Origin of the sequence: Congzhengia sp. (genome assembly GCF_037235575.1) — a bacterium.
Classification (GTDB): Bacteria; Bacillota; Clostridia; order UBA1381; family UBA9506; genus Congzhengia; species Congzhengia minquanensis.
This window is the reverse complement of the sequence record NZ_JAXUNN010000016.1, coordinates 20,687-46,781: the sequence shown is the minus strand read 5'-3', so window position 1 is coordinate 46,781 and position 26,095 is coordinate 20,687. Positions and strand designations below refer to the sequence as shown.

The following is a 26,095-nucleotide window of genomic DNA, read 5'->3' as shown; positions in this document are numbered from 1 at the left end:
TTGTTGGGGGTGTACCAAAAGAAATTGTAACCGTCAATATGAAATCGGTTATGGATTGTGCACGTACAGCTTACAATAACGGCAACATAAATTTTTTTTTTTAAGCTTTTGCTGATGATTATGGATTTTGTGTTAAACCTTGTATTGCTGCAACACCTCAAACAAAGGGTAAGGTAGAAACACAGATGAAGTTTCTCGATGAAATTAAAGCTTACAGCGGCAAACTCAATCTTACAGAATTAGCATCGTTAATCGAGAGAATTAATATGCGAATCAACAGTTCGATACATCAAGGGACCGGAAAGGTACCTATTATTGAATTTCAAAAGGAGTGTGCACATCTGCTGCCGTTACCAAATGACAGCATACGGAGTCAATACAAAATACCTTCCAAGACTGTTAAGGTGAATACTGCTGCAATGATTACAGTTCAGTCAAAGCAGTATTCTGTACCAAAAAAATATATCGGTATGTATGTATCATATTGGATTGTTGACGGAAAGATATATGTTTGTTTTGATCATAAGCTGATTTGTGTACATATACAGACAGAAAGAAAACTGAATTATCATCGGGAACATTATATAGATGTTTTAAGCAGTCATTTTATCGGAATGGATAAAGATGATATATTGAACATGGCGAAAGAAAATCTTAATGTGATCGGAAGTGTATTCAGCTGTGAATAGTACAGGCACATATGCAAAAATCAGAGATAACTTGACGTTTCTAAAGAGTAAAAAATCACTTGCCGTAATAGATGATACAATCAACCATGTAAGCAAAAACAATCTATCATTCATAGACGGATTTCTGTATTTTACAGAGCAGCAAGTTGAGAAGAAAAAGATAAACTTAATCAATCATTCTGTTATGATGGCAGGATTTCCTAAAATCAAATCATTGGCAGAATTTGATTTTGAGTATCAGCCATCAATCAATAAACAGCAAATACAAGAGCTGAACTCTTTGAGATTTATTGAACACCGGGAAAATCTAATATTTTACGGAAACAGCGGAGTAGGGAAAACACATCTTGCAACAGCAATAGGAGTAACTGCAGCCCAAAACAGAAATTCAACATATTTTATCAAATGTGCAGATCTTATGACAGCACTGCATAAAACACAGGCAGAGGAGCGGCTCAGCGAACGAATCAAGAAATTCAGTGGATACAAGCTTTTGATCATTGATGAATTAGGGTATCTGCCAATATCCAAAAACGACTCCAAACTGTTGTTTCAATTAATTGATCGGAGATACGAAAAATCCAGCACTGTAATAACTACAAATATCAATTTTTCACAGTGGGATGAAATTTTTGGAGATGCAATGATAGCGAATGCAATAATTGACAGATTGTTTCACCATGCCACGTTTGCAACTATTAAAGGTAAATCGTATCGCTTACAGAACTATTACGGAGATGACGGAAAATGATTATCACTCATACCATTCGTCCTCCGTAAAGCATTTACAATTATTGTGCATATTTATTTGATAAAATGTGGCACTTTTTATATTGAAATTTATACCTGATAACTTTAAGAATTCATCAATTGGGTATTTCTGCCTTAGTTCTGCTATAATTGTTATCTTTTCTTGTTTTCTCGCTCTATTCGCTCCTGAACTAAGGCTTGCAATTTTTTTAGTATTCATTCTCCATTCTTAATCGCTGATTTTCAGCAATTAAATCTTCCTCAACTTTTTTATCAAGCTTAGGTGGGCACCGCGTTTCTTGCCTTCTGATACAATACCTTTGCCTCATCTCTCTTTCATTAGACCTTCGGCTCCTTCTTCTAAGAATATGCGTTCCCACCGTTTGATGGTCTTTAGATATAAATCTTCTTGGCTACGATTTTCAGTATTCCAATACTTCCTTACCGTTTCTCGATATACCAAATGGTTTTCTTGCATATCAGTATGACAACACGGGATATTGACGCGCATATCCGTGAAATCTACGGAATAGAGGTATAAGACAGCACGGTTAGTCGCATAACAGTTAAGATATTGCCTGTGGTAAAAGAATGGCAGCAGAGACCGCTTGAAGAGGTCTATGCGGTTATATTTCTTGATATCATCCACTATCATGCCCGCAGTGAAGGGCAAATTGTGAAGAAAGCAGTATACATCGCCATTGGCATTAATATGTCCAGTATCAAAGAAGTCTTAGGTATGTGGGTCGGTGAAAATGAAAGTGCGAAATATTGGCTATCCATCCTAAACGGACTGAAAAATCGAGGTGTGGAGGACATCCTGATTGCTTGTGTGGACGGCTTAACGGGCTTTGACAACGCAATAGAAGCAGTGTATCCCAAAGCGGAAATACAGCAGTGTATCATCCACCAAATCCGCAATACCACACGGTTTGTGTCTTACAAAGACATTAAGACGCTGATGGCAGATTTGAAGCGTGTTTACGCCGCAATCAATGAGGAAACCGCCTTATATGAGCTAGAATGCTTCGGGAAAAAATGGAACGGGAAATGTCCGAAAATTGCGCAGTCATGGGAAGCCAACTGGTCGAAATTATCCACCTATTTTAAATATCTGCAGGAGGTTCGGACACTGATTTACACCACTAATGCCATAGAAGGATTTAATCGGCAGCTTCGCAAGGTTACCAGGCCGAAATCTGTGTTTTCAACCGATGACAGCCTGCTCAAAATGCTTTATTTAGCCATGATGGACATTACAAAAAAATGGACAGGCAAGCGCCGGGATTGGGGCGTTATCCATTCCCGGCTTGAGGTATTTTTCGCCGACCGGCTGCCATATTAAGACTTGATTTTTTGCCTTATTTCTGCTATATTGAAAATGCAGGGAGAGTATCCTCTCTGTCAACATCTGTTTTACATTTGTTTGAACTTTACACAAAATCCGGGACAGACCCCATTTTCTGTAATAATTTTTATCCCCAAATTGTTAAAAAGTTGTTCATTCATCTAAAAACCTCTTTGTAATTAAATTATTCATTGCCTGACCAATATCTTTATTCATCTCAATTTGGTGTGATATCCCACTTTACCTCCCCTATTCTATATGTGCCACTTTAGTGCACCGTCACAGCCGCTTTGGCGTTTATATACGATTAAATCTCTAATCACATATTCGGTTCGGGCAATGTGTAGTGCATCAAAGCAACTTAAGATATATTTAAACACATTGTATTATTAAAAAGCTCTGCAATCTATTTATCACTTATATGATTATGCAGCTTATACTGTTCCATACAGAAAATTAGATAATTTATCTGGTTGATCATAATTTATGCCTTCTCAGGAAAAGAGATCTTTCCTATTTTTTTATTATTCGTCATATATTAAACAGCATAATTTAATTTTTTTATATATGTATTTTTATTCTTTCAATTTTTCCAAAGCAGATGGATTATTTGAAATAATTACTCTGACAGTCGGACAGGTGTCCAATTCAGGACAGTCACCGCAAGTGGATACACCTTTATTTAACGCACATTTCCGAATTTCGCACATATGCTCGCAAAATACCGTTTTCGCTCCATTCATACGGCAGCCCTCGCAGTTAATATGTTCGGGCAGAATAGGGGCGTTATTTAACTCTGCCCACAGCTTCGCTGTTTTCTCACGCAGAGCGTTATCGTCATTTACTGTTGCAATATATGCGTCGCAGTTTTCACAATCAAGTTCGCAGTATCCAATCATATCTTTCATAAGTTATGTACCTCCAATATGTTCTGTAATATGAAGTGAAATTATAATTACTATTTTTATCTATATACTTTTTTATATTTGGTTATTTAACCTTTATTTTAAATTTATTAAGCACCGTATAAATTCTTTCGGCTTTTCAATGTGAATACCGTGACCGCAGTCAAAATGAACTATTTTGCATTTTGGGATAACCTCAGCAACATGCCTGACATCGTCATCGCTTAAAGCTGCCAGTAACAAACCATTGTTACCGATATTGGTTTTCGCTTTCATAAAGATTGTATCACAGCTGATTTTGCTTAGTATATCCTCATGTGGTATTCCGCAGTGAAAACTATCGTTATAAAAAGTTTCGCCGAAAAGCGGATCATAGTTGTTCATCCCTTTATAGCCTGCAAGAGCGGATTTAGGCCAAAACAAGACCTTTAAATCCTTATCGGGATGCTTTTTCCTATACGTTGTTGCTATCTTAACGAGTTTAGCCCTAACTTTATTTCGTGATTTCTCCGGAAATAGATTCCATGCATATTGATTTGTAAAATAATAAAGTACAAAATCTTTTTGCTCATCCTGCATAATGTAATTGTGGCATATTGTTGACAGGTCAACATAGTTGAAGGTGTTTTTTCTGCTATCACCCTGCGAAGAGAAGAACGGAGGATCTTCCAATATCAGTTTATCGCACAAAGTGGTCTTAGAGGCTATAAATGCAGCAATCAAACCTCCGGAAGAATGACCTAACAGCCATACATTACTTTTAACGACATTCTCGATAAAGCTGATGATAGCGTTACTAATATCGACGATATTGTAACTTTCAGCAGCATGACTGCTTTTTCCGTGACCATAGCAATCAATCGAATAAATATGAAATTTTTTAGAAAGCCGTTTTGACACATTAGCATAACTTGTTCCGTCTACGCCTTGTGCATGAATCAAAACAAGAGGCTGCCGATCATTATTGATTTCATAATAATTTAATCCGCTGTGTGCATCATATTTCTGATTCATTTTATTACTGCCTCTCATTTTTTTTATTTCTTTTGGTGACATACAAACCAACTGTAATAATAGCTATTATAAGTACGGCTAACAAAACGACAGCCACCGTTATCATACTGGTTTCATCTATCATATTTGAATTGGCTTTGTGAGCTATATATGTAATGACAAAGAGTATCACGCAGCATACGAAGCATATGAAACCAGCTGCTTTGCATATAGTTTTTATATCATATTTCTTTTTTTCTTCTTCTGATAACGAATTATATCCGGCTATAAGCCATGAAGCCTTCCCTTTAAACAATAAAATGCCGGCCATTAAAAATAAGAGTGCCATAATGGCAAGAATTATTTCAGTAATCATATCAAGTAAACCCTCCGTAATGAAAACCTGATAATATATCTGCTTTGCAGACATAATCAATTTCTAATCATATTTTTTATATCTATAGTTGCAATTGCAGACTTGTTCGGCTCACCGGTAACCAAATCCTGAGGTGCTGGTATTAGCATCATAAAGCCGTCCTTGCTGTACCGTTTCTCATACCCCTGGGCATATTCTTCTTCAACAGAGATATGTAGAACCTGTCCTGTGACCATCGCTGTGATTCCTGCACCACTTAAATCCTGTATTTCTTTTAACGTGCATTCCATACAGATAAATGCCTCGTCAATAACAGGTACATTTATCGTCTTGGCATGAGACAATGTAAAACCTCCGACTGCAAATTCATTTTCTTCATAGCTGTTATGGTTGATCGTATTGACCAGTCTATCGTAGTAACTTATCGGAAGGAAATTGATGCAAAAGCATTTCTCCCTGTTAATGTTAGCATAGGTGTGCGTATGCCGATATAGATTTCCCATCACGGCAAAGAACGCAGTCTTGTCGCCGTGAAAACAGCTCCATGCGTGAAAACACACGTTTGGTTCTCCGTTCTCTTTCCAAGTGGTTATGGCAAATAAAGCTGTTGGTATTCCAGCAGCTACCTCAAAATGAGAAAACAGTTCAAATTCTTCCGGATAAGATGCCTTAAAATAATCAGGAAAAACTTTGTCTATCTCTATCTTCATTACAGCACCTCCTTGCACAATATCAAACAGTTATGCATTACAGGGGAATTACCCCTGTAATGCCAACTATCTGCCTATTGCAATTCATGTATGTTTCCGTTTTGAATTGCAGAAATATTCTTCTTAATTTTTTCATTAGACCATTCCCACCACTTAATGCTAAGAAGCTGTGATATAACCTCGTCTGAAAATCTTTTTCTAATAGGTTTTGCCGGAACACCTCCGACAATGGTATAGGGTGGAATATCCTTAGTTACAATTGCACGTGTACCGATAATAGCTCCATCACCTATCGTTACACCTTGCATTACGACAGCTTCGTATCCAATCCATACATCATTGCCAATTACAATATCGCCTTTGTTATCCCATGAGTCCGTTACATTTTTCTTATCCAGCTCCCATTCTTCGAAAAACAGAGGAAATGGATAGGTAGACAATGAACTTAGTGTGTGATTAGCACTTGTAAAAATAAATTTTGCACCACACGCAATGGAACAAAATTTTCCGATAATTAATCTGTCACTATTAATTGGATAATGGTATAACACGTTGTTTTTTTGAAAATCCCTCGGGTCATAAACAAAATCGTTGTACATAGTGTAATCACCAACATCTATATTGGGATCAGTAATTACATTTTTTAAATAAACAGTATGAGTATCATTTGTGCGTGGATATATTTTTTTCTCCGATATAGTCATAAAGTAAAACCTCCATTTGTTTTTTCTATTTAACTATATCGGTCATTACAATACAACGCTTCACCTTCATCACCTCTGAGTTTTATTTTTTGACCAATATTGTATATATCTTTTTAGAGTAAATCATTTTTTGTTATGAGTCTATGGAATCTGTAAAAGCAAGCCATCTTGCTCCATATGCATCCAGATAGAATCGATTGCCAAATTCATTTTCTACAAAACGGTCTTTAACTCGATACCAACCTCGAAGTTCATTTCTAAGATAGGTATCTGTTGATATTGGTTCTACCCAAATTTCCTTAAACTGTTTCAAATCCGAATGTTCAATCGGTGTTTTAACCGGAGCAGTAGCGTAAGAAAACGCTGGTGAAGTTGCAAAGAGTTCACCTGCATCCGCAAATGAAATACTTGTTTCATAATCAATAATCAAGCGTTTTGACACAGCGTCAACAATCATCCAACCATACTTTTCTGACCATACCGGATTACCGTGCATGGCTGGTAAATTTTGATATGATACTGAGCCTTCTTGCTTAAGCGGCTTACTATTATTTCGTCCTAATAAAAAGTCTGTTGTAACTCCGTACAGATCTGCCATCTTAATTAAATTATCGACTGTCGGAGTCTTTCTGCCGCTTTCCCAAGAACTTAGTGTAGGCTGAGAAACGCCAAGCTTGTCTGCAGCTTCATTTAACTTTAAATGATTCATTCTTCGAGCCGCCTTAAATTGTCTTGACATTTTCTCATACCTCCTTCATTTAATAAAAATATCTTATACTTTGCAATTATTTCATGTTGTTATAATTATCATTCTTTTTTTCTGGATATCGATTATTATATTCTTTAATCTCATCTTCATTTGCTAATCTTACACTCATTTTGCCACAATCCGGGCATCGTCCTTCTTCATCAAATTTTTCAAACAAAAATCTGCAAGCTTCACAAGCATATATATCATATACGGTCACCTCAAATTTCTTTCAATATCATCCATTTTCCTTTTTTATCAGAACCTTCTCGGCGAATATATTCTTGTGCTTTTAGCTGTTTAATTGCTCTATAAATAGTAGATTCAGAAACGCCAAGCACTGTTTTCATATTAGACATGGATAATGATGGATCTTTTTTTATTATTTCATAAACTTCTTTTTCTTTTGCCGACAGTCTTGATGAAAGATGATTTACACCTTCATTTACACCTTCATTTACAGTGTCATTTTTAAATTCAGGGTGAATGAATAAGGTTGTTGTAAACGACAATCTTTCTTCATCAGTGTAGAATATTGGTTTTGGAGAACCGTTCTTTTCCAACGCATTTAATATTTTTCTAAAACCGGTATTACGTCCTTCTGTTAAGTGCATCTCCTTAAGAAATTCGCCAATCCTGCGGTTTCGATATCTTCTGTTAAAAACTCTGTAAGTTTTTAGACCTTCCAATGATATAGAACGATCTGCACCTGGATGGCTTACAATTTCAATACGATCCGGTAATACTCGAACCTCAATAGGTTCTCTTACATCGTATCCTTTATGATATACTGCGTTCGAGAGTGACTCTTCAATCGCCGCATATGGATAATTAAAGAATCTGCGTGCTTCTGCAACATCAGGAAGCTTAATGACCTGCTCTTGAATGACAGAATTCTGTATATATAACAGAGCTTCTCGAAGTTGTTGATGTAATGGACCTTTAAAAGTTTTTTCTATAATTTTGTCTCCGCCTAAATCGTCAGGAAATTCAACAACATCAATCTGTGCATATGGGAAGAATTTTTCCGGATTAAGGCAGAAAAACATCAGACCTACATTTTTAGGCTTTGTATATTCAGGAAGCGAGCTTATAATATTCATGCTTTTGCATAAATCAACAAAATCCATTTTTTTAGAGGCTTCAAATAATGAGCTGCCCACTTCTTTAAGATAATTTTGAATCAGGGTAATATTCAAATCTTCCATGTTTGCGTTATGATTGACACGATCATCGAATGGAATATTATTTGAAAGATTATATAAATCTCGCTTTTCTTCTTCTGTAGGTGCAACAGTACTGGCCATCTTTCGAATATAATAGATACGCTCTTTTCCACCCTTTATCATTGTTTTCGGAGAAGAGTATGGTCTTACACTTCCGCCCGGAGCCCAAACAATAATAAATTTTTTGCCTTTATAGTCGGCAACTTCTGTGATAGGCATATATTCCGGCTGGATCAACTTACATTTATTTAGCATATCTTTTAGATAACCATCTATTTTTTCAGCAGGTACACCTTTCAATTTGTCAGGTTCACCATGCTTATCAGACACACCGATTACCAAGTAACCGCCGCCCCAGTTATCTATATCGTTTGCGAATGCACATATTGTTTTTAGAGAAGCCTCAGGATCCCAAGTTTCTTTAAATTCAATTCGAGCCCATTCAACAACATCTCCGTTTAATAATGTTTTTATGTTAGTTGGTATACCCATTTTAATTTTCATCGCCTTTCTTGATATACTTTCCGCTTTTTATACGAGCATCACCCGGTTTTTGTGCGTTTTCAGGGATAATCCATGTAGAACCCGCTTTCTGAGCGCCATCAATCCGCCCTTCATTACATAAAACAACTACTCTTCTTGATGAAAGCCCCCACTTTTCCGCCGTCTCTGATGTAGAAAGATATCTCATGGTGAAACAACCTCCCGATTAGTATATCTATATTATATTCCCAAACAGGAATAATATCAAGTGTTTTTAAAAAATTTATTTGTTGTAATTATTTTAATTTGTTCGTGTAATTATATTGAAGACATAAAAAGGAGGTTTTCTGTATGAAAAAATTAATAAGACATGTCATACCGATTCTGATCACGGTAATGACTGTATTTTCAGTCATACCGGTACACGCAGAACTAATCCCTAGGGAGTCAATTCCTGAAAATACACCTCAGGAAGCTGTAAATACAGCAGAGTCCTTTATTAAGGACACGCTAATAAAAGTACAAAACGGTTTGGGTTATGCTGATGCAAGAGCTGAAACAAATAAGATTCTTTTTAATGCGTTTTTGAACAATCAAACAAACGGATACAGTTACGGATTACTTACAATCATTGCAAATAATGCTTTATTCGAATACAGAGATTTATATCTGCGTTCGGATTATTATTCCGCAGCAGAAGAACAGGTTAAAGTATTAATTTCAGATTTAATTACTGCAGTAGAAACCGGTGTGTTAAGTTATGAAAAAGCAAAGGAAGAAGCTTATACACGAATTTATAAATCCGTCGATCCATCCTATGATCCAAGTGAAAAAGAGTTTGTGGACTTTTGTTATTGGGATATTCCAAGTGTGGATTCCGCGTATTTTAATCGTGCAAGAAAATTATTGTTAATCGCACTTAAATGGCAGGACGAACTTTATGAAACAAAGTTTCTTGGTGTCGAACTTGCTACTACAAGAACGGGTATGGTAAGCATCACTGCAATTTTAGAGCCTGTAACTATTGAAGGAACAGTTGTTACACGTGCGTATCTGCATAATGTAGACATTTTCAATAGTTTTAAGTTCGGTATAGGAGATACAGTTAAAGTATATAAGGCCAATATGATTATTCCTCAAATTGCAGAGAATGCAACAATGAGTAATACATATAAACTACCTATGATTTGTCCGTGCTGTGGAGAGCCTTTAAATATGAAAGCCAGTTCCGGCGGAACCATGTTTTTATTTTGTGAAAATCAGCATTGCACTGCCAGATTGGTACAGAAGTTTGCTCATTTCTGCGAAAAAACACGCATGAATATTGAAGGGCTTTCAGAGATCACTTTGGAAAAATTCATCGGACATGGATGGATTCATAACTTTGGGGATTTATATGACCTCGAAAAACACAAGGATGAAATAATAAATACCGATGGGTTTGGTGAAAAATCCTATATTATACTGCATAATGCTATTGAAAAGAGCCGTAAATGCACATTGGATAAGTTTATTGCCGCTTTGGGCATTCCAATGGTAGGTAGACATGCAGGACGAATATTAAATGAATATTTCAAAGGTGATTGGACTGCTTTTGAAAAAGCCATTGCAGAAGGCTTTGATTTCACAAATCTTCCTGATTTCGGAGAAATAATGAACAAAAATATTTATAACTGGTATTCGGACGAAGACGAAGCAAAAACTGTCTAAAATAGAACGAATTGTCATTATATTAAATATTTTGAATGATATTGCTCTATTTGAAATAGCTTTTTTAGTGGATACAAGTTTAAATAGTATATATGTTCAAAAGAAAAATGCATTAAACAAATTACGAAAGGAATTAGACGAATACTTTCACTATGGAATATTAAAATACGAAGAGGTGAAATAACATGATGCAGAAGAACCCTCGAATCATTGACACAAATGAGGATTTGGTGTATACTATAAAAGAAGTGGCAGAATTACTTAAGGTTAATAAAAATTATGTCTATGCTTTAATAAATAAGGGGTTGCTAAGATCTACCAAGCTCGGATGTAGGAAAGTAACACGAAAAGCATTGATAGAATTTTTAGAGGAAAATGATGGATTGAATTTTGATGAGATAATAGCTTCAAACCACACTAAATAATGCAAAAAGAAATGTTTTTGTGGGAAAGAAAATCTCGTGGGAAATCCGTGGGAAATCACAAAATAAGGAGTGTAAAAAAGCCCCGAAACAGCAGTGTTTATGCGGAATTTGAAAACTCGGTTTCAAGACGAAGCTCGACACGGAAAAGGCTTTGAGGGTATGCTCAAAAGATATTTTGGCTAATCGCAAATACAAACAGATAGGATTAAATAAGCTTTGAAAGCCGCTTGAAACAAGGCTTTCCGGTAAAACAGACACGAAACACGATTAACTGATTTCAGTTAATCGTGTTTTTTATATTTACGTAAAAGATTGAAAAGCATATCCTGTAATATCTTTTGCATAAAATTCCTCATTTTATAAAGTAAATTTTTTATATGGAACGAAACAAGAAACGTTATAGCGGTTTCCAAATATACCGCCAGTATTTCAGATTTAATATTATAAGACAAACGGCAGTAACTGCGTCTGACAAAAGATAGCGAATGCCCGTCTGATGAATAGGGAGGCACTGGGGCAAGATGAATATTGAAAAAATCATAAGCGCACCAATCGTTGTTTGTAACTTTTTTATCTTATGTTTTTTATACATATCAACCGACGTGACAAGGAGCAGTATAAGACCAGCTGTTAGAATTGTCAGCCAAAAATAAGGCATTGCACTATATAACCCGGAAGAATAACCGTCCCAACCGGTGTTTATCAATATAACCGCTCCTGCACGACCTACATGCATTTTAATATTTTTCTGTGTTTTTTTAACCTGTTCTTCTTGTTTTTTCTGTTTCAGAACATAATTTTCCGGCTCAACCAGTTCAGAAATGTTCATTTCAAACAAAGCGGCTAATTCTGCCAAATTTGACGCTGTCGGGGTGCTTTTTCCCGACTCCCACTTTGCCACAGCCTGTCTGCTGATACCCAATTGATCCGCAACATATTCTTGAGATAACTTTAGCTGCATGCGCCGGGCTCTAATATTTTCGTTTAATGCCATGATGGAGGCCTCCTTTTGCTTTCATAATACACCAAAAACCCGGTTGCATGCCACCAACTATTCCGCAACTGACAGTTGCTTACACGAAAATTTAATAGTTCGGCTTCAAATTTCCGACGCTTACAAGGTTCTGATACAATAATTGTAAGGGTAGTTGCGCTGCCTGTAGAAACTGGGGCAGTTTGTTTTGCAGCGGCCTTTACTTTTTTCGTACCCATATTTTATTGTCTAACAATCCTTTTGTGCTTTTCAGCGATATTTTTGCCTGTGAAAAGTCCTCTGCTGTTTCAATAAAGCGCCGGTCAATCCGCTCGCCGGGCACAATCAGCGGTATGCCCGGGGGATAGGCCCAAACATATTCTAAACATTCCCGCCCCTCGCTGCAGGAAAGCGGCACAAACTCGCCGCACCTTTGGCGGGCGGCGGAGGGCGTTTCCTGCATTTGGGGAAGCACAATCTCTTTTTTTGCGCCAACTTCGGTCTGCAAAACCGGAACTTCTGCATCAATTTCCTTTAGTGCCGCGGCAAATTTCATCAGGTTTTCTTTACTGTCGCAGATGCTGGATATGGCTAAAATATAATCAATTCCTGTCATTTCCACTTCGATGTGAAATTGATTGCGCAAAATGTCTGCAAGTCCGATACCGGTAAGCGCGGTGCTTTTTGTGGATATAATCAGTTTGCTGAAATCGTCATATTGGAGGACAGACAGCGCCTTTAAATCATTTGTTTCTTTATAAAAGAACGACAGGTTTTCATAAAGAGCTGAAAACAAAGCTTCCCCGTCCTGCGAAATGAACCGCAGGCACGCATCGATTGACGACATCAAAACATAACTGGGGCTTGAGGTTTCAAAAATAGAAAGCGCCTCGCTTATTTTGTTTTTGTCAACGGCATCGGTGCAGATGTGTAAAAGAGCGGTTTGCGTCAGCGCGGGCATGGTTTTGTGTAGGCTCATTACAACGGCGTCTGCGCCGGAGGAAACAGCACTTGCACAAAACCGGGGTGAAAATCCTAAGTGCGCCCCGTGGGCAGAGTCCACCAATAGCAGAGCACCATATTCGTGGCAGACTGCGGCAATGTTTGCTATGTCGCTTATAACCCCTTCATAGGTGGGGGAGGTTACAATCACAAGCCGAATGCTGCGTTCCGCACACAGAGCGCTTTTAATGGCTTCCGGCGTAATTTTTCCGCAAATTCCGAACCCATCGGCTTCCGGACACACATAGTGCGGATAAAGGCCCATCAGCTCCACTGCATGAAACACAGATTTGTGGCAGTTCCGCGCAATTAAAACATGAGAACCGAAGGCTGCCAAAGCATGCACTGCGGCCAAAATTCCACAGGTGGAGCCGCCGACTAAGGGAAAGGCCGCTTTCGAGCCGTAAAGCGAGGCCGCCAAAGCAGCCGTTTCCTTTAAAACGCCGTTCATGTCGTGTAGGTTGTCAAATCCGTCAATTTCCGTTATGTCAATCTCATACGGAAGGGGTGCTTTTAATAAGCGCGTATTTCGTTTGTGACCCGGCATGTGCATGGGGGCAGCAGTTTCGTTATATTCCGTCAGCCGGTTCAGCAGCGATTTTTCTGTTCGTTTCATGGCTTAATCAATGTTCGAATATGTCCGCGTCTGTAACTGATTTTACAAAGTCAGTTAGATTTACCGCACCGGACACATCGGGAAATGCATATTCCACGTTTTCTAAAAATGCTGCGGTTTCTTCTGCTGAAAAGAGAATTTCGCCGGAGAATACGTCCTCATTCCAAGGATTCGGCACATTGGAAAGCGAAATTTTTCCGCCGGAGACCGACTTAATTCCATCGGCCGTTACCGTTTCTGCAGCGGTCATTTCCATTTCAAAGCCGTCCATCACGGCGTCAAATTCCGCGCGCTCCTCCTCGCTCATTTCAGGAAGCATCGGTTCTAAGCATTTTAAGTATGTATTTTTGTCAATTTTATAGGCATATGTTTTCAGCCCGTTGTTTTCCGTAACGGTGATGTTTTCATCTGACATAAGCGTAACAAACATGTCAATCATGTCAATTGGGTTGGCGTAATAAGTTGCGGTTTCAAAGCAATAATCCACAATAAAATTGCCTAAGGTTATGCCGTTGTTCAGCAACAGCCGATAAGATGGGGGAAAGTTATCTGTGGTTACCCATTGGTCCATTAACAGTTCAGTTTGTTCCGGGTATTCGTAGGAAAAAGCGTAATCCTCTTCCTGCAGCAGCGCCTTTGTCAGGGTTTTGCTTTTCAAATAAACTTGCTGCCCGTCCGTATAAATTTCTATCGTTTCGGATTTGGAAATTTCATCGTCATCAATGTTGAGGTGGAGCAAATTCATCAGACCGCTGTTGGATGTGATGACCTTTGAATATGTTTTATTTCCGCTTTTAGCAGAAACCGTTTTAAAGTTAATTTCTCCGGTTCCCGAAAGGCCAAACAGCTTGCTGGAAAGGTTCATTGTCATGTTACCCGTTCCCTGGGAGGTGTAGTTTTTGTCCCTGGTTAAGCCCATCATTTCGTTAAACAGCGTCAGGCGCGCGTCCGTTTGCTCCGCTAACGCCTGCTTGCCGGCGGAAGAGTAAATGGAAACAGTGCTGGCAGATTCATCTACGACAAGCCCTGCATCTACAACAGAAGCGAGTGCTTCTGCATTATAATAGGAAATATACAGTTTATCATAAATATTTTGGGCATAGAAATAACCGAGATAGTCTTTAAATTCATCTTCCTGTACAACAGTTGCACCACCGTAGCCGGAAACTGCAAAAGTAACGGTTATATCGCCTTTTTTTGACTCCACTATGCCGGTTTCAGCATGAAACGCTGTTTCATATCCCAATGCATCGGCAATGGAGGTGTAGCGGTAAAGGCTGCCGTTATACCCCGGCTCGCTGGGAACAGTAACACCGTCGACGGTAATGGTGTAATTAAATGAGTCTTCTGCAAATACTGGACTTGTACCCAGCACGAGAAGCGCCGCAAGAAATGCCGCAAAAAACTTTTTCATGTTAACCCCTCCTGTTTTTTAATCAAAATTATACCATAAATCAAGCCTGTGAGATTCATGCAATGTGGTCGGTTTTCCGTGAGGGTCTGTATATGGATGAACGGTTACAATCACCTCATGTTCATCTTCACCAAACAAAATTCCAACGGTTTTATCGTATTCTGCCGCCCATTCGCTAAGCTTTGCATAGCCGCCGGTCTTTTTCACTGCATAGACGAGGTCGTTTTTATTTTCGTCATTCAACAAAAGGACGGTATAGTTGTCGTTGTCAATTCTGTCCTTCAATTCATATTTTTCGGTTAAGAACGCCATTGCCTCATCATAGGTCTTAGCAGGTGTCTTTACAGATGCGGCAAGGGAAATTGCGGCTGCAGGGTCGTCAAGTTGCAGATAGGTTCTGTCAGTTTCTATGTCTTCTTCCCAAACGGCAACGCAGGTGCCGATTTCAGTCCGGCTGCCGCCAATGTCCAAGTATAGGGGCGACATTACATATTTTTGATCGCCAAATTCTTCCGTGTAATAATAGGTATAGGCGTCTTCGCCTGAATCTGTTCGAATTCCGTTCACCGACGGAAAAATAGAACCCCAGGGAACGTCGTCGTCCGCCGTAGCGTAAAGCACATTGTCAGCAAAGGTAAACGCCACACGGGAAATGTGGTTGCCCAGCATGTCGTCAATGTTGTTAAAATAGCTATAAAGCGAAATTGTCTTTTCCGCCGGGTTCCAAACATGATATGCTAAATGTTTTGAATAGCCGTAAGTTTCGTGGGGGCTGCCCGCAGTGTCGCCGATTTCTTCAATGCAAATTGCGGTTCTTCCGCCAATGTTATAGCCTGTAACTTCTATTCCGTTATACGTCACCTTAATGTCGGTCTGATAAACGTCGCCCAGAATTTGACCGGTCTGGCCCCGGGGAATTGCACCGTGCTCCTGCCACGGCAGATAAAAATATGATTCTACAGATAAAAGCCGATCTTCGTCGTTATAATCGTATGTATATCCATAATTCCAGTCGCCCAAATCCTCTGCAATTACAACGGTTTTGCCGCCAATGTTATAAGCGTCAATGGGCTCGCCGTTCACGTAGGTCAAAATGTCGGTGGAATAAATGTGGCCAATAACGCCGCCGTTGGGGCTTTCGCTGCCGTCTATAGCGAAAGCGCCTGTGCCGGGCAGCAAAAGTGTCAGCGCCAGAATCATAACGGATAGTTTCTTTTTCATTTGATTTCCCTCCTATTTTTTATTCTAAATAAAATAATTCTAGTACTCCATAAACGGTGGAAAGCTTCACCGCTTCATCGCTTGCCGCAATTACCTCACAGCGGGTATAAGTTTTTAACAGATGTATAAAAACGCCTCTTAACGGGTCGCTGCCTCCTACCAAAACCTTAGTTTCCGGTGTAATTTCACCCAGCGCCTGAATGTCTGAGGCGAGCACAGCGCCTGCAAAAAAGTTTGCCCGCTCGTTTTCTGTCAAATTTGTAAAGTTATGTATCAGCCTCACGCGGAAAGCGGCATCGCTCAGCCCGTGGGCCCTGCTATATTCAAACCCGGCATTTAAGCATTCGGGCACAATGTTAGAAATGAGCGGCTTAGGTAAGCTGTTATTCAAAATGGTGTGTTCCGACAAAGCGGCCAAAAGCTCGCCGCCTAGGGTTGTGCGGCAAGATAAAATTTGCCCCTCATTTCCCACCGCCACAAATTTTGTGTGGGAGCCAGGCAGAACAGCCGTAAACGGCGGTTTTACTTTTAAGAGCTTCATCAAGCCAAACAGCTCGGTTTCTTCGCCGCGCATCATGTCCATTTCATTTAAATTGACAAGGTTTTTAAAATCCGTATTGTTTTTTACACCCGGGATAAACGTAATGGGAATGGACACAACATCGGAAAGCAGAACAGTTTTTGCATGTTCTTTCAGGCACAAAGGCGTTGCCGGCGCGGTTACGTGGGGCACCTCGCAAAGCCCCAGCTCCGAGGTAATCATGCCGGAGGCAAAAACCGCACAGATATCCTGTTCTTTTAACGTATTATCGGACAGAAGCCTGCAAATTCCGTTCTGAATGCTTTCTTTTAAAATTTGATTACTTCCTGTTTTTGCAGTGTCGCCGGCCCCGGCGTTTATTTTTATGCTGTCTTTTACCGTTTCGCCGTCAACTAAGTAAATTCTGGTGTTGGTGGTGCCTGTGTCGATTGTAAGAAACATGTTAACACTCCTGTGACGCGGCCTGAACATATTGTTTTGCCCGCTGGGTAATTTTTGAAAACGCGCCGGATAAAATAAGTTCTTTGTTCACTAAATCGCTGCCAACTCCCGCACCAATTGCACCCGCTTTTAAAAAGGCAGGCAAATTTTCAGCAGTAACGCCGCCCACAGCCAAAAAACGGATATGGGAAAGGGGGGCGGCTAAGTCTTTTACATATCCGGGCCCCATTCCGCCCACAGGGAAAAGCTTCACGAAGTCGGCCCCCCAGCGGTGGGCCTCCTCACACTCGGTGGGCGTAAACGCCCCCGGCATGGACACCAGACCACACTGGGCAGTTTTTTGAATAACGTCTTTATTCACGTTGGGCGAGATAATATAGCGCCCGCCGGCCTCTTTCGTCATCACAACCTGCTCCGGCGTTAAAACGGTTCCCGCCCCAATCATTAAATCTTTTAAAAAGCGTTCGTTAAGCTGCCGAATGGTTTCAGCCGTTTCAGCATGGGTTTCGGGCCTTGCTGCGTCGTAGGTAATTTCCATACAGGCAATTCCGCCCAAAATAAACGCTTCAGCAGTTTTAAATATATTCTCCCGGTCAACGCCGCGCACAATGGTAATAATTTTATGAGCAAGCACATGTTCAATGGTTTGTTCCTTCATTTTGTTTCTCCTTATGCTTTTGCAGCGGGCTTGTCCGCCCTTAAATCTTTCAGCATGGCAATTTCTTTTGCATAGCCCTCCAGCTCGTTTGGCGTTTCCAAATAAAAGGGCAGCCCACAAAGCTGGGGGTGGTTGATGATGCGGGCAAACGCCTCTGTTCCAATCGACCCGCCGCCAATTACCTCGTGCCGGTCCTTATGGCTCTCAAAGGGATTTTTGCTGTCGTTTATATGAACGGCCCGCAGACGGTCAATTCCAATCACCCGGTCGAACGCAGACAGCACGCCGTCTAAATCGTTCACAACGTCATACCCTGCGTCATGAACGTGGCAGGTGTCTAAGCACACGCCAAGCTTGTCCTTTAAGTCCACCCGGTCGATAATTGCTTTAATTTCTTCAAAGCGGCTGCCTACCTCGCTTCCCTTGCCGGCCATGGTTTCCAGCAAAACTGTTGTGGTTAGCTCAGGCGTTAACAGCTCATTTAGCTGGGCGGATATTTGTTCAATCCCCGTTTCAATGCCCTGTCCCACATGGCTTCCCGGGTGGAAGTTATAAAGGTTTCCGGGAACGGCTTCCATGCGCCGCAAATCGTCTGCCATGGTGTTTTTTGCAAATTCGCGGATCTTTTCGTCCTTCGAGCAGGCGTTTAACGTGTAGGGGGCATGGGCTAAAATAATGCCGATGCCATGTTCCCGGCTATATTCTAAAAATGCGTCAATGTCTGACTGGTCTAATGCTTTCGCCGTTCCCCCTCTGGGGTTTCTGGTGAAGAACTGAAAGGTGTTGGCGCCGATACTCACCGCAGTTTTCCCCATTGCCAAAAACCCTTTTGAAGCAGAAAGGTGACATCCAATTGTAAACATATTCAATCCCTCATTTTATACTAAGTTTGTAAATTCGCTGCCGGCCAGAAGATGAAAATGCAGGTGGAACACAGTTTGTCCTGCGTTTTCGCCGCAGTTGTTGATAATTCTATATCCGTCGTCTGCAAAACCCAAATCCTTTGCAATTTTCGCCGCGGTTAAAATGATATGTCCAACTAAGGCTTCATGTTTTTGTTCTAATTCATTTGCACAGCAAATGTGTTCCTTGGGAACAATTAGAATATGCTCCGGCGCGGCGGGTGAGATGTCCCGGAACGCGTAGACCAAATCGTCCTCATAAACCTTGGTTGACGGGATCTCACCGTGAATAATTTTACAGAAAATGCAGTTTGTGTCGCTCATCTTTTGTTGTCCTCCTTGTCAGTTCATCAATGGTTTAATTTTTTCAATCACAGTTTCCACAACAACGTCTATGTTTCGGCTGCCGTCAACGTCAACAGTGATGTCACAGCCGGAATAATCCTTTTCCCGCTGGGCCAGAATTTGTGAGATTTCGTCAACTGATTTTCCTGAAATTTCCAGACGTTTATTGTGCGAATTTTTCGTGTTTTCATAAATGGTTTCGGGCTTTGCCCTGAGCCAAACCAAAATTCCGTTTTCAGAAAGGAGCACCCTGTTCCGTTCATCGGAAAGGGTTGAGCCGCCTGTGGCAATTAAAACATTTTTGTTTTCACATATATTTGTAACGGCAAACCGCTGGGCGCCCTCAAAATATTTTATGCCCTTTTTCGTAATCACGTCGGCTACCGGCATGTTTTCACACCTTTTAATATATTCATCCGTATCGTAAAAATCCAGTCCCAGCCTGCTTGCAACCCGGCGCCCAATGGTCGTTTTACCGGTGCCCATAAATCCGACTAAAACAATGTTTTTGTTCATAAGCCCTCCAAAAATTATCTGAAAAAGTTTTGCGTAAGATAGGGAACGTCCTCTTTAGAAAATGCAACACCAGTACCAAGTGCTGTGTAGTCCGCCAGGATGTTTTTTCTGTGTCCCTCTGAATTCATCAAAAGTTCGTGCATATAAAGGGTGTTTTGCGCGCCCATTGCAATGTTTTCACCCGCCACCTTAAATCTTACGCCGCCGGCGTGCGCTCTGTCTGCAACGGTTCCGCCGGAAAGGTCGGTGTGGTTAAAATAGTTGTTTTCCGCCATTTCCTGAGAATGCAAAAGCGCAACGTTAGCCATGCCCTGATGGAACGAAAAGGGGGGCAGCCCCTCCCGAACGCGAAGCGCGTTCGTTACATAAAAATTTTGCTTTTCAAAGCTTTCCTTAAGTTCCGGGCTTTGTTTCGCATATAAACGGTCATAGCTCAGCTCGGTGTTATATTCTATTATATTGACAGACGTTACCGAATTATTCTTGAATACGTCATAAAAAAAGGTAACATACAGGCTTCCGGTGTGAAACAGCTCCATGTTCGTCTTATCCGCGTTTAAGCCGTTCATAATATATTTTGTGTTGCCCTTGATAATATAATCAATGGGCTTTTCAAAGGTTAAGTTCACGTCGGCGGCGCTTGAACCAACACAAATGCCCCGGAACGAAAACCGCGGCGAGTTGGTGTAAATGGCCACAACCCGTTCGTTTTGAATGCCGATTTGCATATAGTTTTTAAAATTTTCATGAAAAATATTCCACACAAACCCATATTCGCTTATCTGTGTGTCCACGGGGTCGCCGAAAGCGGACAAAACGTCGTCATAAGACATGCCGATGGATACGCTTCGGTTTCCCTCATACAAAACGTCTGCTGCGTTGTTTTTCTGAACGGTATCTCCTGCAAAATTCTGTTTTAATTCATATAGAAAGCGTTCTGTGTCAAACTCTGAAAACGTGATGATAGACAGAGCAAGGGCCAAGGATATGACAATTTTTTTCAGCATGTCTTTTCTCCGCAATAATTATTTGATGCAGTCTGCAATGAGCCTGCCCATTTCGGCTGTGCCGATATATGGTTTATCGTTTTCTTTTATATCGAACGTGCGCCAGCCGTCTTCTAACACGCCGTTTACCGCACGTTCGATTGCTTCTGCCTCTGACGCCAGGCCAAAATCCAATTCCAGCATCATGGCGCAGGACAAAATTGTGGCAATTGGATTGGCTTTATTTTCTCCCGCAATGTCCGGCGCAGAGCCGTGAATGGGCTCATACATGCCCGGGCGGCTGTCTCCTAAGCTGGCAGAGGGCAAAAGCCCGATAGAGCCGGTGATAACCGAAGTAAGGTCGGATAAGATGTCGCCAAACATGTTCGTTGTCACAATCACGTCAAACTGCGACGGATTCGTGGCAATCTGCATGGCGGCGTTGTCCACGTACATGTGGGACAGCGCAACGTCGGGAAATTCCTCCTGCTGCACCCGGCTTACAATTCTGCGCCACAGCTTTGAGCTTTCCAGCACGTTTGCCTTGTCCACGGATACAACGCGCCCTTTCCGCCCGCGGGCGGAAAGAAAAGCTCTGCGCGCAATGCGCTCTATTTCAAAGTCTGAATATTGTTCAACGTCAAAGGCCGAAACGGCGTCGTTTCCCCGTTTGCCGAAATAAATGCCGCCGGTAAGCTCCCGCACCACCAAAATATCCAGCCCGTTTTGCACCAGTTCCTGTTTTAATGGGGAAGCTTGTGCAAGGCAGGGGGTTAAGAGCGCAGGCCGCAGATTTGCATAAAGCCCCAAGGCTTTTCGCAATGCAAGCAGTGCGTCCTCCGGCCGGCGGGGTGCACTGTCCCACTTTGGGCCGCCAACGGCGCCCAATAAAACGCTGTCGGAAGATTGGCATTTTTTTAGCTCTTCCGCCGGCAACGGGGCGCCAAACCGGTCAATGGCCGCGCCGCCGGCACACACCTCGGTATAGGCAATTTCATGGCCGAACACGGAAGCAATTTTATCGAGCACCATTTTTGCGGCTTGGGTAATTTCCGGGCCGATGCCGTCTCCCGGAATCACTGCAATGTGCATTTGCATAAAATATCAGCTCGCTTACTTTTGGTTTTTTAAATATCCAATTAAACCGCCGCACGTTACAATTTCCTGCATGAAATCAGGATACGGCGCGGTGTCATATTCTGTGTTCTGGGTTAAATTTTTTATTTTCCCGGAGGTTACATCAACAAAAAGCTCGTCGCCGTCGTTTATTTCTCCTGCCCGGGCGCACTCTAAAATGGGAAGCCCAATGTTAAAGGCGTTCCGATAAAAAATTCGGGAAAAACTGATGGCAATTACGCAGGAAACGCCGCTGGCCAAAATGGCAAGGGGTGCGTGCTCCCGCGATGAGCCGCAGCCGAAATTTTTACCGCCGGCAATCATTTTGCGCGACTTCAGTTTTTCCTGAAATTCCGAATCCAGGTCCTCCATGCAGTGCAGCGCAAGCTCGCCGCTGTCGCTGGTGTTTAAATACCTCGCCGGGATGATGACGTCGGTGTTAATGTTGTCGCCATACCGGATTACTCTGCTCTGAAATTCCATTTGACCACCGCCTTTTATATCGTTTTTCTGCCGGGAACTGCAATTTTGCCTTCTATGGCAGACTGCGCGGCAACCGCCGGAGAAGCCAGATAAACCTCGCTGTCCGGGTGTCCCATCCGTCCCACAAAGTTTCGGTTCGTGGTGGATACACTCCGTTCTCCGCTGGCTAAAACCCCCATGTGTCCGCCCAAACAAGGCCCGCAGGTGGGAGGGCTCACCACTGCGCCTGCTTCTATAAATGTTTGAACAAGCCCTTCTTTTACGGCCTGCAAATAAATTTCCTGGGTGGCGGGAATGATAATTGTCCGCACAGCAACGTGATTGCCGGAAAGAATGGTTGCTGCCGTGCGCAAATCACTGATGCGCCCGTTGGTGCAGGAGCCAATCACCGCCTGGTCAATGGAAATGGCGCCAAGCTCAGACGCTTTGCGCACATTGTCCGGCAGATGTGGAAGCGCAACCACAGGCTCTAAAGCGGACAGATTGATTTCATATTCTAAAACATATTCTGCATCCTTGTCCGGAGCAACCCTGCAGTATGGTTTGCCGTTTGCGTGCTCGAACAGATAGTTCTCTGTTTTTTCGTCCACAGGGAAAATTCCGTTTTTCGCCCCGGCTTCAATGGCCATGTTCGACACCGTGAAGCGGTCGTCCATGGACAGGGAGGCTATGCCGCCGCCTGAAAATTCCATTGACCGGTACAGTGCGCCGTCCACCCCGATTTGTCCGATAATGGTTAAAATAAGGTCTTTGCCGCTGACAAATTCAGGCAGACTGCCCGTTAAGTGAAACCGAATGGCTTCGGGCACCTTCAGCCACACTTTCCCCGTGGCCATGGCCCCGGCCATGTCGGTGCTGCCAACGCCTGTTGAAAACGCACACAAAGCGCCGTAGGTGCAGGTGTGGGAATCGGCGCCGATAATCAGGTCGCCCGGCAGGGCCAGTCCCTGCTCGGGAATCAGTGCGTGTTCAATGCCTGCGCGGCCTACGTCAAAATAGTTTGTTATCGCGTGCCTGCGGGCAAATTCCCGCATTTTTTGGTTCAGCTGGGCCGATTTAATATCCTTATTGGGTGTAAAATGGTCGGCCACCAGCGCAATTTTGGTTTTGTCAAACACGGTTTCACAGCCGATTTTATAAAATTCGTCAATGGCCACCGGCGCGGTGATGTCGTTTCCCAAAACCAGGTCGGTTTCCGCCATAATCAGTTGCCCCGGCCGCACCTGGCTTTGGCCGGATTTTTCAGCAAGAATTTTCTGTGTTATGGTCATTCCCATATGTTACACCCCTTTTAATCCGTTATTTTTGACAGGTAACGCCCTTTCCGCACTTGCTGCAGTCGCCGCCGCAGCCGTGCCGTTTGCTTCTGACAGACGACACCACAGCCACGGCCAACAGCACAGCAATAAAGCCGACCACAACAATGTCTGCGGTGGTGGAGCCGCCGCCGGAAAACAGAATTCCTGCAATTTTATAAACAATAAATGCCACCAGATATGCAATTCCGGTCTGATATGCCGCCGCTAAAACCGCGCCTTTTAAAGAGCCCATTTCCCGTTTTGACGCGGCAAAGGCCGCAACACAGGGCATGTAAAGAATGGTAAACGACAAAAACGCAATGGCAGCAGCCGGAGAAAACATTGCAGCAAGCGCGCCGGAAAGCTGCGCGTCTGTGGCGCTTCCCGTTAAAATCGTCAGCGTGCTCACCACGGTTTCCTTTGCGGAAAGGCCGGTGATGAGCGCGGTAGAGGCCCGCCAGTCGGTAAATCCCAGCGGCGCAAAGATGGGCGCTAAGAATGAGCCGATGGAGGCAATCATGCTTTGGGACGCATCTTCTACCATGTTAAGCCGCGCGTCAAAGTTTTGCAAAAACCAAATGACAATGGAGGCAGCAAATATAATCGTAAAGGCCTTTTTTAGAAAGTCCTTGGCCTTTTCCCACATGTGAATGAAAACGCTTTTGGCAGAGGGCAGCCGGTAGGCCGGAAGCTCCAGCACAAAGGGCGTGGGCTTTCCGCGGAACACGGTGTTTTTCAGCAAAAGGCCCGACAAAACTGCCACCAAAATTCCCAGTACATACATGCTTAAAAGCACCAGCGCCGCATGGCCGGGAAAAAATGCTGCAGTAATCATGCCATAGATGGGCAGCTTGGCGCTGCACGACATAAAAGGCGTTAGCACAATGGTCATTTTTCTGTCCCGCTCAGAGGAGAGCGTTCGCGTAGACATGATTGCCGGAACACTGCACCCAAATCCAATGAGCATGGACACCACAGACCGGCCCGACAGGCCGATTTTGCGAAGAAGCGTGTCCATCACAAAGGCTACCCGGGCCATATAACCGCTGTCTTCTAAAATTGATAAAAAGAAAAACAGCAGAACAATAATCGGCATAAAGGATAAAACGCTGCCAATGCCCGCCAGCGCCCCGTCAATTACCAGGGAATGAACCCAGCTGCTGACACCGGCGAAAGACAGCAGGTTGTCCAGCCAGCCTGAGGCAACGCCGATCAGCTGTTCTAAAAGATTTTGCAATGGCGCTCCGATCAGGGTGAAGGACAGATAAAAAATTAACAGCATTACGCACAAAAAGATGGGAATGCCAAACAGCTTGTGGGTTAAGACCCGGTCGATTTTTTCTGAGCGGATTTGTTCCTGTGTTTCGCCGGCCTTCGTCGAACAGGTGGCGCAAAGCTTTTCGATATAGTTATAGCGCATATCGGCCAAAGCGGCCTCGCGGTCGGTGCCCAGTTCCTCCTCCATCTCGCGGATGAGGTGCTCGACTACGTGTGCGTCGTTTGCCGGGAGGTTTAAAGCCGATTTTATAAGCTCGTCCCCCTCAATGAGCTTCGTGGCCGCAAACCGCGGGGGATAGCCGCTGTTTTCTGCGTGATCTTCAATTAAATGTGCAATGGCGTGCAGCGCACGGTGAACGGCGCCGTCGCAGAAGTCGAATTTTTTTGGGGGCTCGTTTTTCTCAACAACTTTAATTATGGTTTCCACAAGTTCGGTAATGCCTTCATTTTTCCCGGCGGAAATGGGCACAACCGGCACGCCTAAGTTTTGCGAAAGCTTTAAAATGTCGATGGTGTTTCCGTTGTGGCGCACCTCGTCCATCATGTTTAAAGCAATTACAATGGGAATTCCAAGTTCCATAAGCTGGAGGGAAAGATAGAGGTTGCGCTCTAAGTTTGTTGCGTCTACAATATTAATAATGGCGCACGGGTGTTCTTTTAAAGCAAAGTCCCGCGTGACAATTTCTTCCGAGGTATAGGGGGAAAGTGAATAAACGCCGGGCAAATCCACAACGCTGTAATCTTTATATTTTAATAAAACACCTTCCTTTTTTTCCACCGTCACGCCGGGAAAGTTCCCCACGTGCTGGTTTGAGCCGGTCAGCCGGTTAAACAGCGTGGTTTTTCCGCAGTTCTGGTTGCCGACTAAGGCGAGATAGTTCATGAATTTATCACCTCTGTGATTTCAATTTTCGCCGCGTCTTCATGCCGGATGGTCAGCACATAGCCGCGCAAATAAAGTTCAACCGGGTCGCCTAAGGGTGCAACCTTGCGGACGGTTATTTTCGTCTTCGGCGTAAGGCCCATGTCCAGCAGTCTGCGCCTTAAGGCACCCTCGCCGTTTGTTGCCACAATCGTGCCGCTTTCACCCGGTTTTAATTTATCCAATGTCATGCTGTTTGCCCCTTTAGAAATTAATATATATCTAACATTATATGTGAAAAAACAACGAAACAGAATTGGTACTTTACACATCTTTATTTTATCATCTCGGCAATATGATGTCAAGGCGGCGAAGG

At 42.6% G+C, this 26,095-nt stretch carries 27 protein-coding genes and 1 pseudogene; 5 read left to right on the top strand and 23 right to left on the bottom strand.

Annotation, left to right across the window (positions count from 1 at the left end):
- Positions 1–185 precede the first annotated feature (185 nt).
- The 3 genes and pseudogenes from WIG73_RS03115 to WIG73_RS03105 form a co-directional block, all read left to right on the top strand.
- Positions 186–689: a hypothetical protein gene (locus tag WIG73_RS03115; protein ID WP_337399255.1), complete on the top strand. Its 504-nt coding sequence runs from the start codon at positions 186–188 to the stop codon at positions 687–689.
- Entirely contained in the window at positions 682–1,440 is a 759-nt protein-coding gene (istB, locus tag WIG73_RS03110) for an IS21-like element helper ATPase IstB (RefSeq protein ID WP_337399254.1), read from the top strand. The genes WIG73_RS03115 and istB overlap by 8 nt, the downstream gene beginning before the upstream one ends.
- A gap of 483 nt (positions 1,441–1,923) precedes the next feature.
- Positions 1,924–2,784 (top strand): annotated as a pseudogene (locus WIG73_RS03105) (IS256 family transposase); the annotation flags it as partial.
- Between the two features lie 578 nt (positions 2,785–3,362).
- On the opposite strand, the gene WIG73_RS03100 reads toward WIG73_RS03105, so the two are convergent.
- The 8 genes from WIG73_RS03100 to WIG73_RS03065 all read right to left on the bottom strand — a co-directional run bounded on the left by WIG73_RS03100 (position 3,363) and on the right by WIG73_RS03065 (position 9,140).
- Positions 3,363–3,695 (bottom strand): DUF3795 domain-containing protein, encoded by a 333-nt coding sequence (locus tag WIG73_RS03100; protein WP_337399253.1) that lies wholly within the window; start codon positions 3,693–3,695, stop codon positions 3,363–3,365.
- A 93-nt stretch (positions 3,696–3,788) separates the two neighbouring features.
- A complete protein-coding gene (locus WIG73_RS03095; RefSeq protein ID WP_337399252.1) occupies positions 3,789–4,706 on the bottom strand; it encodes an alpha/beta hydrolase in 918 nt (305 codons plus the stop codon).
- 4 nt (positions 4,707–4,710) lie between these two features.
- A complete protein-coding gene (locus WIG73_RS03090) occupies positions 4,711–5,061 on the bottom strand; it encodes a DUF3784 domain-containing protein (RefSeq protein WP_337399251.1) in 351 nt (116 codons plus the stop codon).
- A 56-nt stretch (positions 5,062–5,117) separates the two neighbouring features.
- Positions 5,118–5,771: a flavin reductase gene (locus tag WIG73_RS03085; RefSeq protein WP_337399250.1), complete on the bottom strand. Its 654-nt coding sequence runs from the start codon at positions 5,769–5,771 to the stop codon at positions 5,118–5,120.
- Positions 5,772–5,845: 74 nt separating this feature from the next.
- Complete coding sequence (locus tag WIG73_RS03080) at positions 5,846–6,475, bottom strand: CatB-related O-acetyltransferase (protein WP_337399249.1); 630 nt, start codon at positions 6,473–6,475, stop codon at positions 5,846–5,848.
- A 133-nt stretch (positions 6,476–6,608) separates the two neighbouring features.
- Positions 6,609–7,214 carry a helix-turn-helix transcriptional regulator gene (locus WIG73_RS03075; protein WP_337399248.1) on the bottom strand — a complete coding sequence of 202 codons (606 nt, stop codon included), beginning with the start codon at positions 7,212–7,214 and terminating at the stop codon, positions 6,609–6,611.
- Between the two features lie 230 nt (positions 7,215–7,444).
- The gene (locus tag WIG73_RS03070; RefSeq protein WP_337399246.1) at positions 7,445–8,941 is read right to left on the bottom strand and encodes an RNA-binding domain-containing protein; all 1,497 of its coding nucleotides are present in this window, start codon (positions 8,939–8,941) and stop codon (positions 7,445–7,447) included.
- A gap of 1 nt (position 8,942) precedes the next feature.
- Positions 8,943–9,140 (bottom strand): DNA-binding protein, encoded by a 198-nt coding sequence (locus WIG73_RS03065; RefSeq protein WP_337399245.1) that lies wholly within the window; start codon positions 9,138–9,140, stop codon positions 8,943–8,945.
- Between the two features lie 143 nt (positions 9,141–9,283).
- On the opposite strand from WIG73_RS03065, the gene WIG73_RS03060 reads away from it, so the two are divergent.
- Positions 9,284–10,642: a hypothetical protein gene (locus WIG73_RS03060; protein WP_337399244.1), complete on the top strand. Its 1,359-nt coding sequence runs from the start codon at positions 9,284–9,286 to the stop codon at positions 10,640–10,642.
- Positions 10,643–10,827: 185 nt separating this feature from the next.
- A complete protein-coding gene (locus WIG73_RS03055) occupies positions 10,828–11,067 on the top strand; it encodes a helix-turn-helix domain-containing protein (protein WP_337399243.1) in 240 nt (79 codons plus the stop codon).
- Between the two features lie 397 nt (positions 11,068–11,464).
- Here WIG73_RS03055 and WIG73_RS03050 read toward each other — a convergent pair whose 3' ends face one another.
- The 15 genes from WIG73_RS03050 to WIG73_RS02980 form a co-directional block, all read right to left on the bottom strand.
- Positions 11,465–12,061 carry a helix-turn-helix transcriptional regulator gene (locus WIG73_RS03050; RefSeq protein ID WP_337399241.1) on the bottom strand — a complete coding sequence of 199 codons (597 nt, stop codon included), beginning with the start codon at positions 12,059–12,061 and terminating at the stop codon, positions 11,465–11,467.
- A gap of 199 nt (positions 12,062–12,260) precedes the next feature.
- Positions 12,261–13,658 carry an aminotransferase class I/II-fold pyridoxal phosphate-dependent enzyme gene (locus tag WIG73_RS03045; protein ID WP_337399240.1) on the bottom strand — a complete coding sequence of 466 codons (1,398 nt, stop codon included), beginning with the start codon at positions 13,656–13,658 and terminating at the stop codon, positions 12,261–12,263.
- 7 nt (positions 13,659–13,665) lie between these two features.
- Positions 13,666–15,072, bottom strand: coding sequence for a hypothetical protein (locus WIG73_RS03040; RefSeq protein WP_337399239.1), 1,407 nt, complete (start codon positions 15,070–15,072; stop codon positions 13,666–13,668).
- A gap of 18 nt (positions 15,073–15,090) precedes the next feature.
- Positions 15,091–16,293, bottom strand: a complete 1,203-nt coding sequence (locus tag WIG73_RS03035) for a hypothetical protein (protein WP_337399238.1) — start codon at positions 16,291–16,293, stop codon at positions 15,091–15,093.
- A gap of 19 nt (positions 16,294–16,312) precedes the next feature.
- Positions 16,313–17,275: a 2-dehydro-3-deoxygalactonokinase gene (locus WIG73_RS03030; RefSeq protein ID WP_337399237.1), complete on the bottom strand. Its 963-nt coding sequence runs from the start codon at positions 17,273–17,275 to the stop codon at positions 16,313–16,315.
- Between the two features lies 1 nt (position 17,276).
- Positions 17,277–17,933: a bifunctional 4-hydroxy-2-oxoglutarate aldolase/2-dehydro-3-deoxy-phosphogluconate aldolase gene (eda, locus tag WIG73_RS03025; protein WP_337399236.1), complete on the bottom strand. Its 657-nt coding sequence runs from the start codon at positions 17,931–17,933 to the stop codon at positions 17,277–17,279.
- A gap of 11 nt (positions 17,934–17,944) precedes the next feature.
- Positions 17,945–18,796 (bottom strand): deoxyribonuclease IV, encoded by an 852-nt coding sequence (locus tag WIG73_RS03020; RefSeq protein ID WP_337399235.1) that lies wholly within the window; start codon positions 18,794–18,796, stop codon positions 17,945–17,947.
- 15 nt (positions 18,797–18,811) lie between these two features.
- Positions 18,812–19,159: a histidine triad nucleotide-binding protein gene (locus WIG73_RS03015; protein ID WP_177680225.1), complete on the bottom strand. Its 348-nt coding sequence runs from the start codon at positions 19,157–19,159 to the stop codon at positions 18,812–18,814.
- Positions 19,160–19,177: 18 nt separating this feature from the next.
- A complete protein-coding gene (locus WIG73_RS03010) occupies positions 19,178–19,696 on the bottom strand; it encodes a shikimate kinase (protein ID WP_337399234.1) in 519 nt (172 codons plus the stop codon).
- Between the two features lie 14 nt (positions 19,697–19,710).
- A complete protein-coding gene (locus WIG73_RS03005) occupies positions 19,711–20,703 on the bottom strand; it encodes a CAP-associated domain-containing protein (RefSeq protein ID WP_337399233.1) in 993 nt (330 codons plus the stop codon).
- 18 nt (positions 20,704–20,721) lie between these two features.
- On the bottom strand, positions 20,722–21,780 hold the full coding sequence (gene leuB / locus WIG73_RS03000; RefSeq protein WP_337399232.1) for a 3-isopropylmalate dehydrogenase: 1,059 nt from the start codon (positions 21,778–21,780) through the stop codon (positions 20,722–20,724).
- A 15-nt stretch (positions 21,781–21,795) separates the two neighbouring features.
- The gene (locus WIG73_RS02995; RefSeq protein WP_337399231.1) at positions 21,796–22,281 is read right to left on the bottom strand and encodes a 3-isopropylmalate dehydratase small subunit; all 486 of its coding nucleotides are present in this window, start codon (positions 22,279–22,281) and stop codon (positions 21,796–21,798) included.
- A gap of 14 nt (positions 22,282–22,295) precedes the next feature.
- Entirely contained in the window at positions 22,296–23,558 is a 1,263-nt protein-coding gene (gene leuC, locus WIG73_RS02990; protein WP_337399230.1) for a 3-isopropylmalate dehydratase large subunit, read from the bottom strand.
- Positions 23,559–23,580: 22 nt separating this feature from the next.
- Complete coding sequence (gene feoB / locus WIG73_RS02985) at positions 23,581–25,740, bottom strand: ferrous iron transport protein B (protein WP_337399229.1); 2,160 nt, start codon at positions 25,738–25,740, stop codon at positions 23,581–23,583.
- Positions 25,737–25,970, bottom strand: coding sequence for a ferrous iron transport protein A (locus WIG73_RS02980; protein ID WP_177680232.1), 234 nt, complete (start codon positions 25,968–25,970; stop codon positions 25,737–25,739). Before WIG73_RS02980 ends, feoB begins: the two co-directional genes overlap by 4 nt.
- Positions 25,971–26,095 lie beyond the last annotated feature (125 nt).

What these genes read in the sequence shown, in the direction of transcription:
- WIG73_RS03115 (WP_337399255.1), top strand. Translation starts at nt 186, where the DNA reads ATGAAGTTTCTCGATGAAATTAAAGCTTACAGCGGCAAACTCAATCTT.
- WIG73_RS03100 (WP_337399253.1), bottom strand. Translation starts at nt 3,695, where the DNA reads ATGAAAGATATGATTGGATACTGCGAACTTGATTGTGAAAACTGCGAC.
- WIG73_RS03095 (WP_337399252.1), bottom strand. Translation starts at nt 4,706, where the DNA reads ATGAATCAGAAATATGATGCACACAGCGGATTAAATTATTATGAAATC.
- WIG73_RS03090 (WP_337399251.1), bottom strand. Translation starts at nt 5,061, where the DNA reads ATGATTACTGAAATAATTCTTGCCATTATGGCACTCTTATTTTTAATG.
- WIG73_RS03085 (WP_337399250.1), bottom strand. Translation starts at nt 5,771, where the DNA reads ATGAAGATAGAGATAGACAAAGTTTTTCCTGATTATTTTAAGGCATCT.
- WIG73_RS03080 (WP_337399249.1), bottom strand. Translation starts at nt 6,475, where the DNA reads ATGACTATATCGGAGAAAAAAATATATCCACGCACAAATGATACTCAT.
- WIG73_RS03075 (WP_337399248.1), bottom strand. Translation starts at nt 7,214, where the DNA reads ATGTCAAGACAATTTAAGGCGGCTCGAAGAATGAATCATTTAAAGTTA.
- WIG73_RS03070 (WP_337399246.1), bottom strand. Translation starts at nt 8,941, where the DNA reads ATGGGTATACCAACTAACATAAAAACATTATTAAACGGAGATGTTGTT.
- WIG73_RS03065 (WP_337399245.1), bottom strand. Translation starts at nt 9,140, where the DNA reads ATGAGATATCTTTCTACATCAGAGACGGCGGAAAAGTGGGGGCTTTCA.
- WIG73_RS03060 (WP_337399244.1), top strand. Translation starts at nt 9,284, where the DNA reads ATGAAAAAATTAATAAGACATGTCATACCGATTCTGATCACGGTAATG.
- WIG73_RS03055 (WP_337399243.1), top strand. Translation starts at nt 10,828, where the DNA reads ATGATGCAGAAGAACCCTCGAATCATTGACACAAATGAGGATTTGGTG.
- WIG73_RS03050 (WP_337399241.1), bottom strand. Translation starts at nt 12,061, where the DNA reads ATGGCATTAAACGAAAATATTAGAGCCCGGCGCATGCAGCTAAAGTTA.
- WIG73_RS03045 (WP_337399240.1), bottom strand. Translation starts at nt 13,658, where the DNA reads ATGAAACGAACAGAAAAATCGCTGCTGAACCGGCTGACGGAATATAAC.
- WIG73_RS03040 (WP_337399239.1), bottom strand. Translation starts at nt 15,072, where the DNA reads ATGAAAAAGTTTTTTGCGGCATTTCTTGCGGCGCTTCTCGTGCTGGGT.
- WIG73_RS03035 (WP_337399238.1), bottom strand. Translation starts at nt 16,293, where the DNA reads ATGAAAAAGAAACTATCCGTTATGATTCTGGCGCTGACACTTTTGCTG.
- WIG73_RS03030 (WP_337399237.1), bottom strand. Translation starts at nt 17,275, where the DNA reads ATGTTTCTTACAATCGACACAGGCACCACCAACACCAGAATTTACTTA.
- eda (WP_337399236.1), bottom strand. Translation starts at nt 17,933, where the DNA reads ATGAAGGAACAAACCATTGAACATGTGCTTGCTCATAAAATTATTACC.
- WIG73_RS03020 (WP_337399235.1), bottom strand. Translation starts at nt 18,796, where the DNA reads ATGTTTACAATTGGATGTCACCTTTCTGCTTCAAAAGGGTTTTTGGCA.
- WIG73_RS03015 (WP_177680225.1), bottom strand. Translation starts at nt 19,159, where the DNA reads ATGAGCGACACAAACTGCATTTTCTGTAAAATTATTCACGGTGAGATC.
- WIG73_RS03010 (WP_337399234.1), bottom strand. Translation starts at nt 19,696, where the DNA reads ATGAACAAAAACATTGTTTTAGTCGGATTTATGGGCACCGGTAAAACG.
- WIG73_RS03005 (WP_337399233.1), bottom strand. Translation starts at nt 20,703, where the DNA reads ATGCTGAAAAAAATTGTCATATCCTTGGCCCTTGCTCTGTCTATCATC.
- leuB (WP_337399232.1), bottom strand. Translation starts at nt 21,780, where the DNA reads ATGCAAATGCACATTGCAGTGATTCCGGGAGACGGCATCGGCCCGGAA.
- WIG73_RS02995 (WP_337399231.1), bottom strand. Translation starts at nt 22,281, where the DNA reads ATGGAATTTCAGAGCAGAGTAATCCGGTATGGCGACAACATTAACACC.
- leuC (WP_337399230.1), bottom strand. Translation starts at nt 23,558, where the DNA reads ATGGGAATGACCATAACACAGAAAATTCTTGCTGAAAAATCCGGCCAA.
- feoB (WP_337399229.1), bottom strand. Translation starts at nt 25,740, where the DNA reads ATGAACTATCTCGCCTTAGTCGGCAACCAGAACTGCGGAAAAACCACG.
- WIG73_RS02980 (WP_177680232.1), bottom strand. Translation starts at nt 25,970, where the DNA reads ATGACATTGGATAAATTAAAACCGGGTGAAAGCGGCACGATTGTGGCA.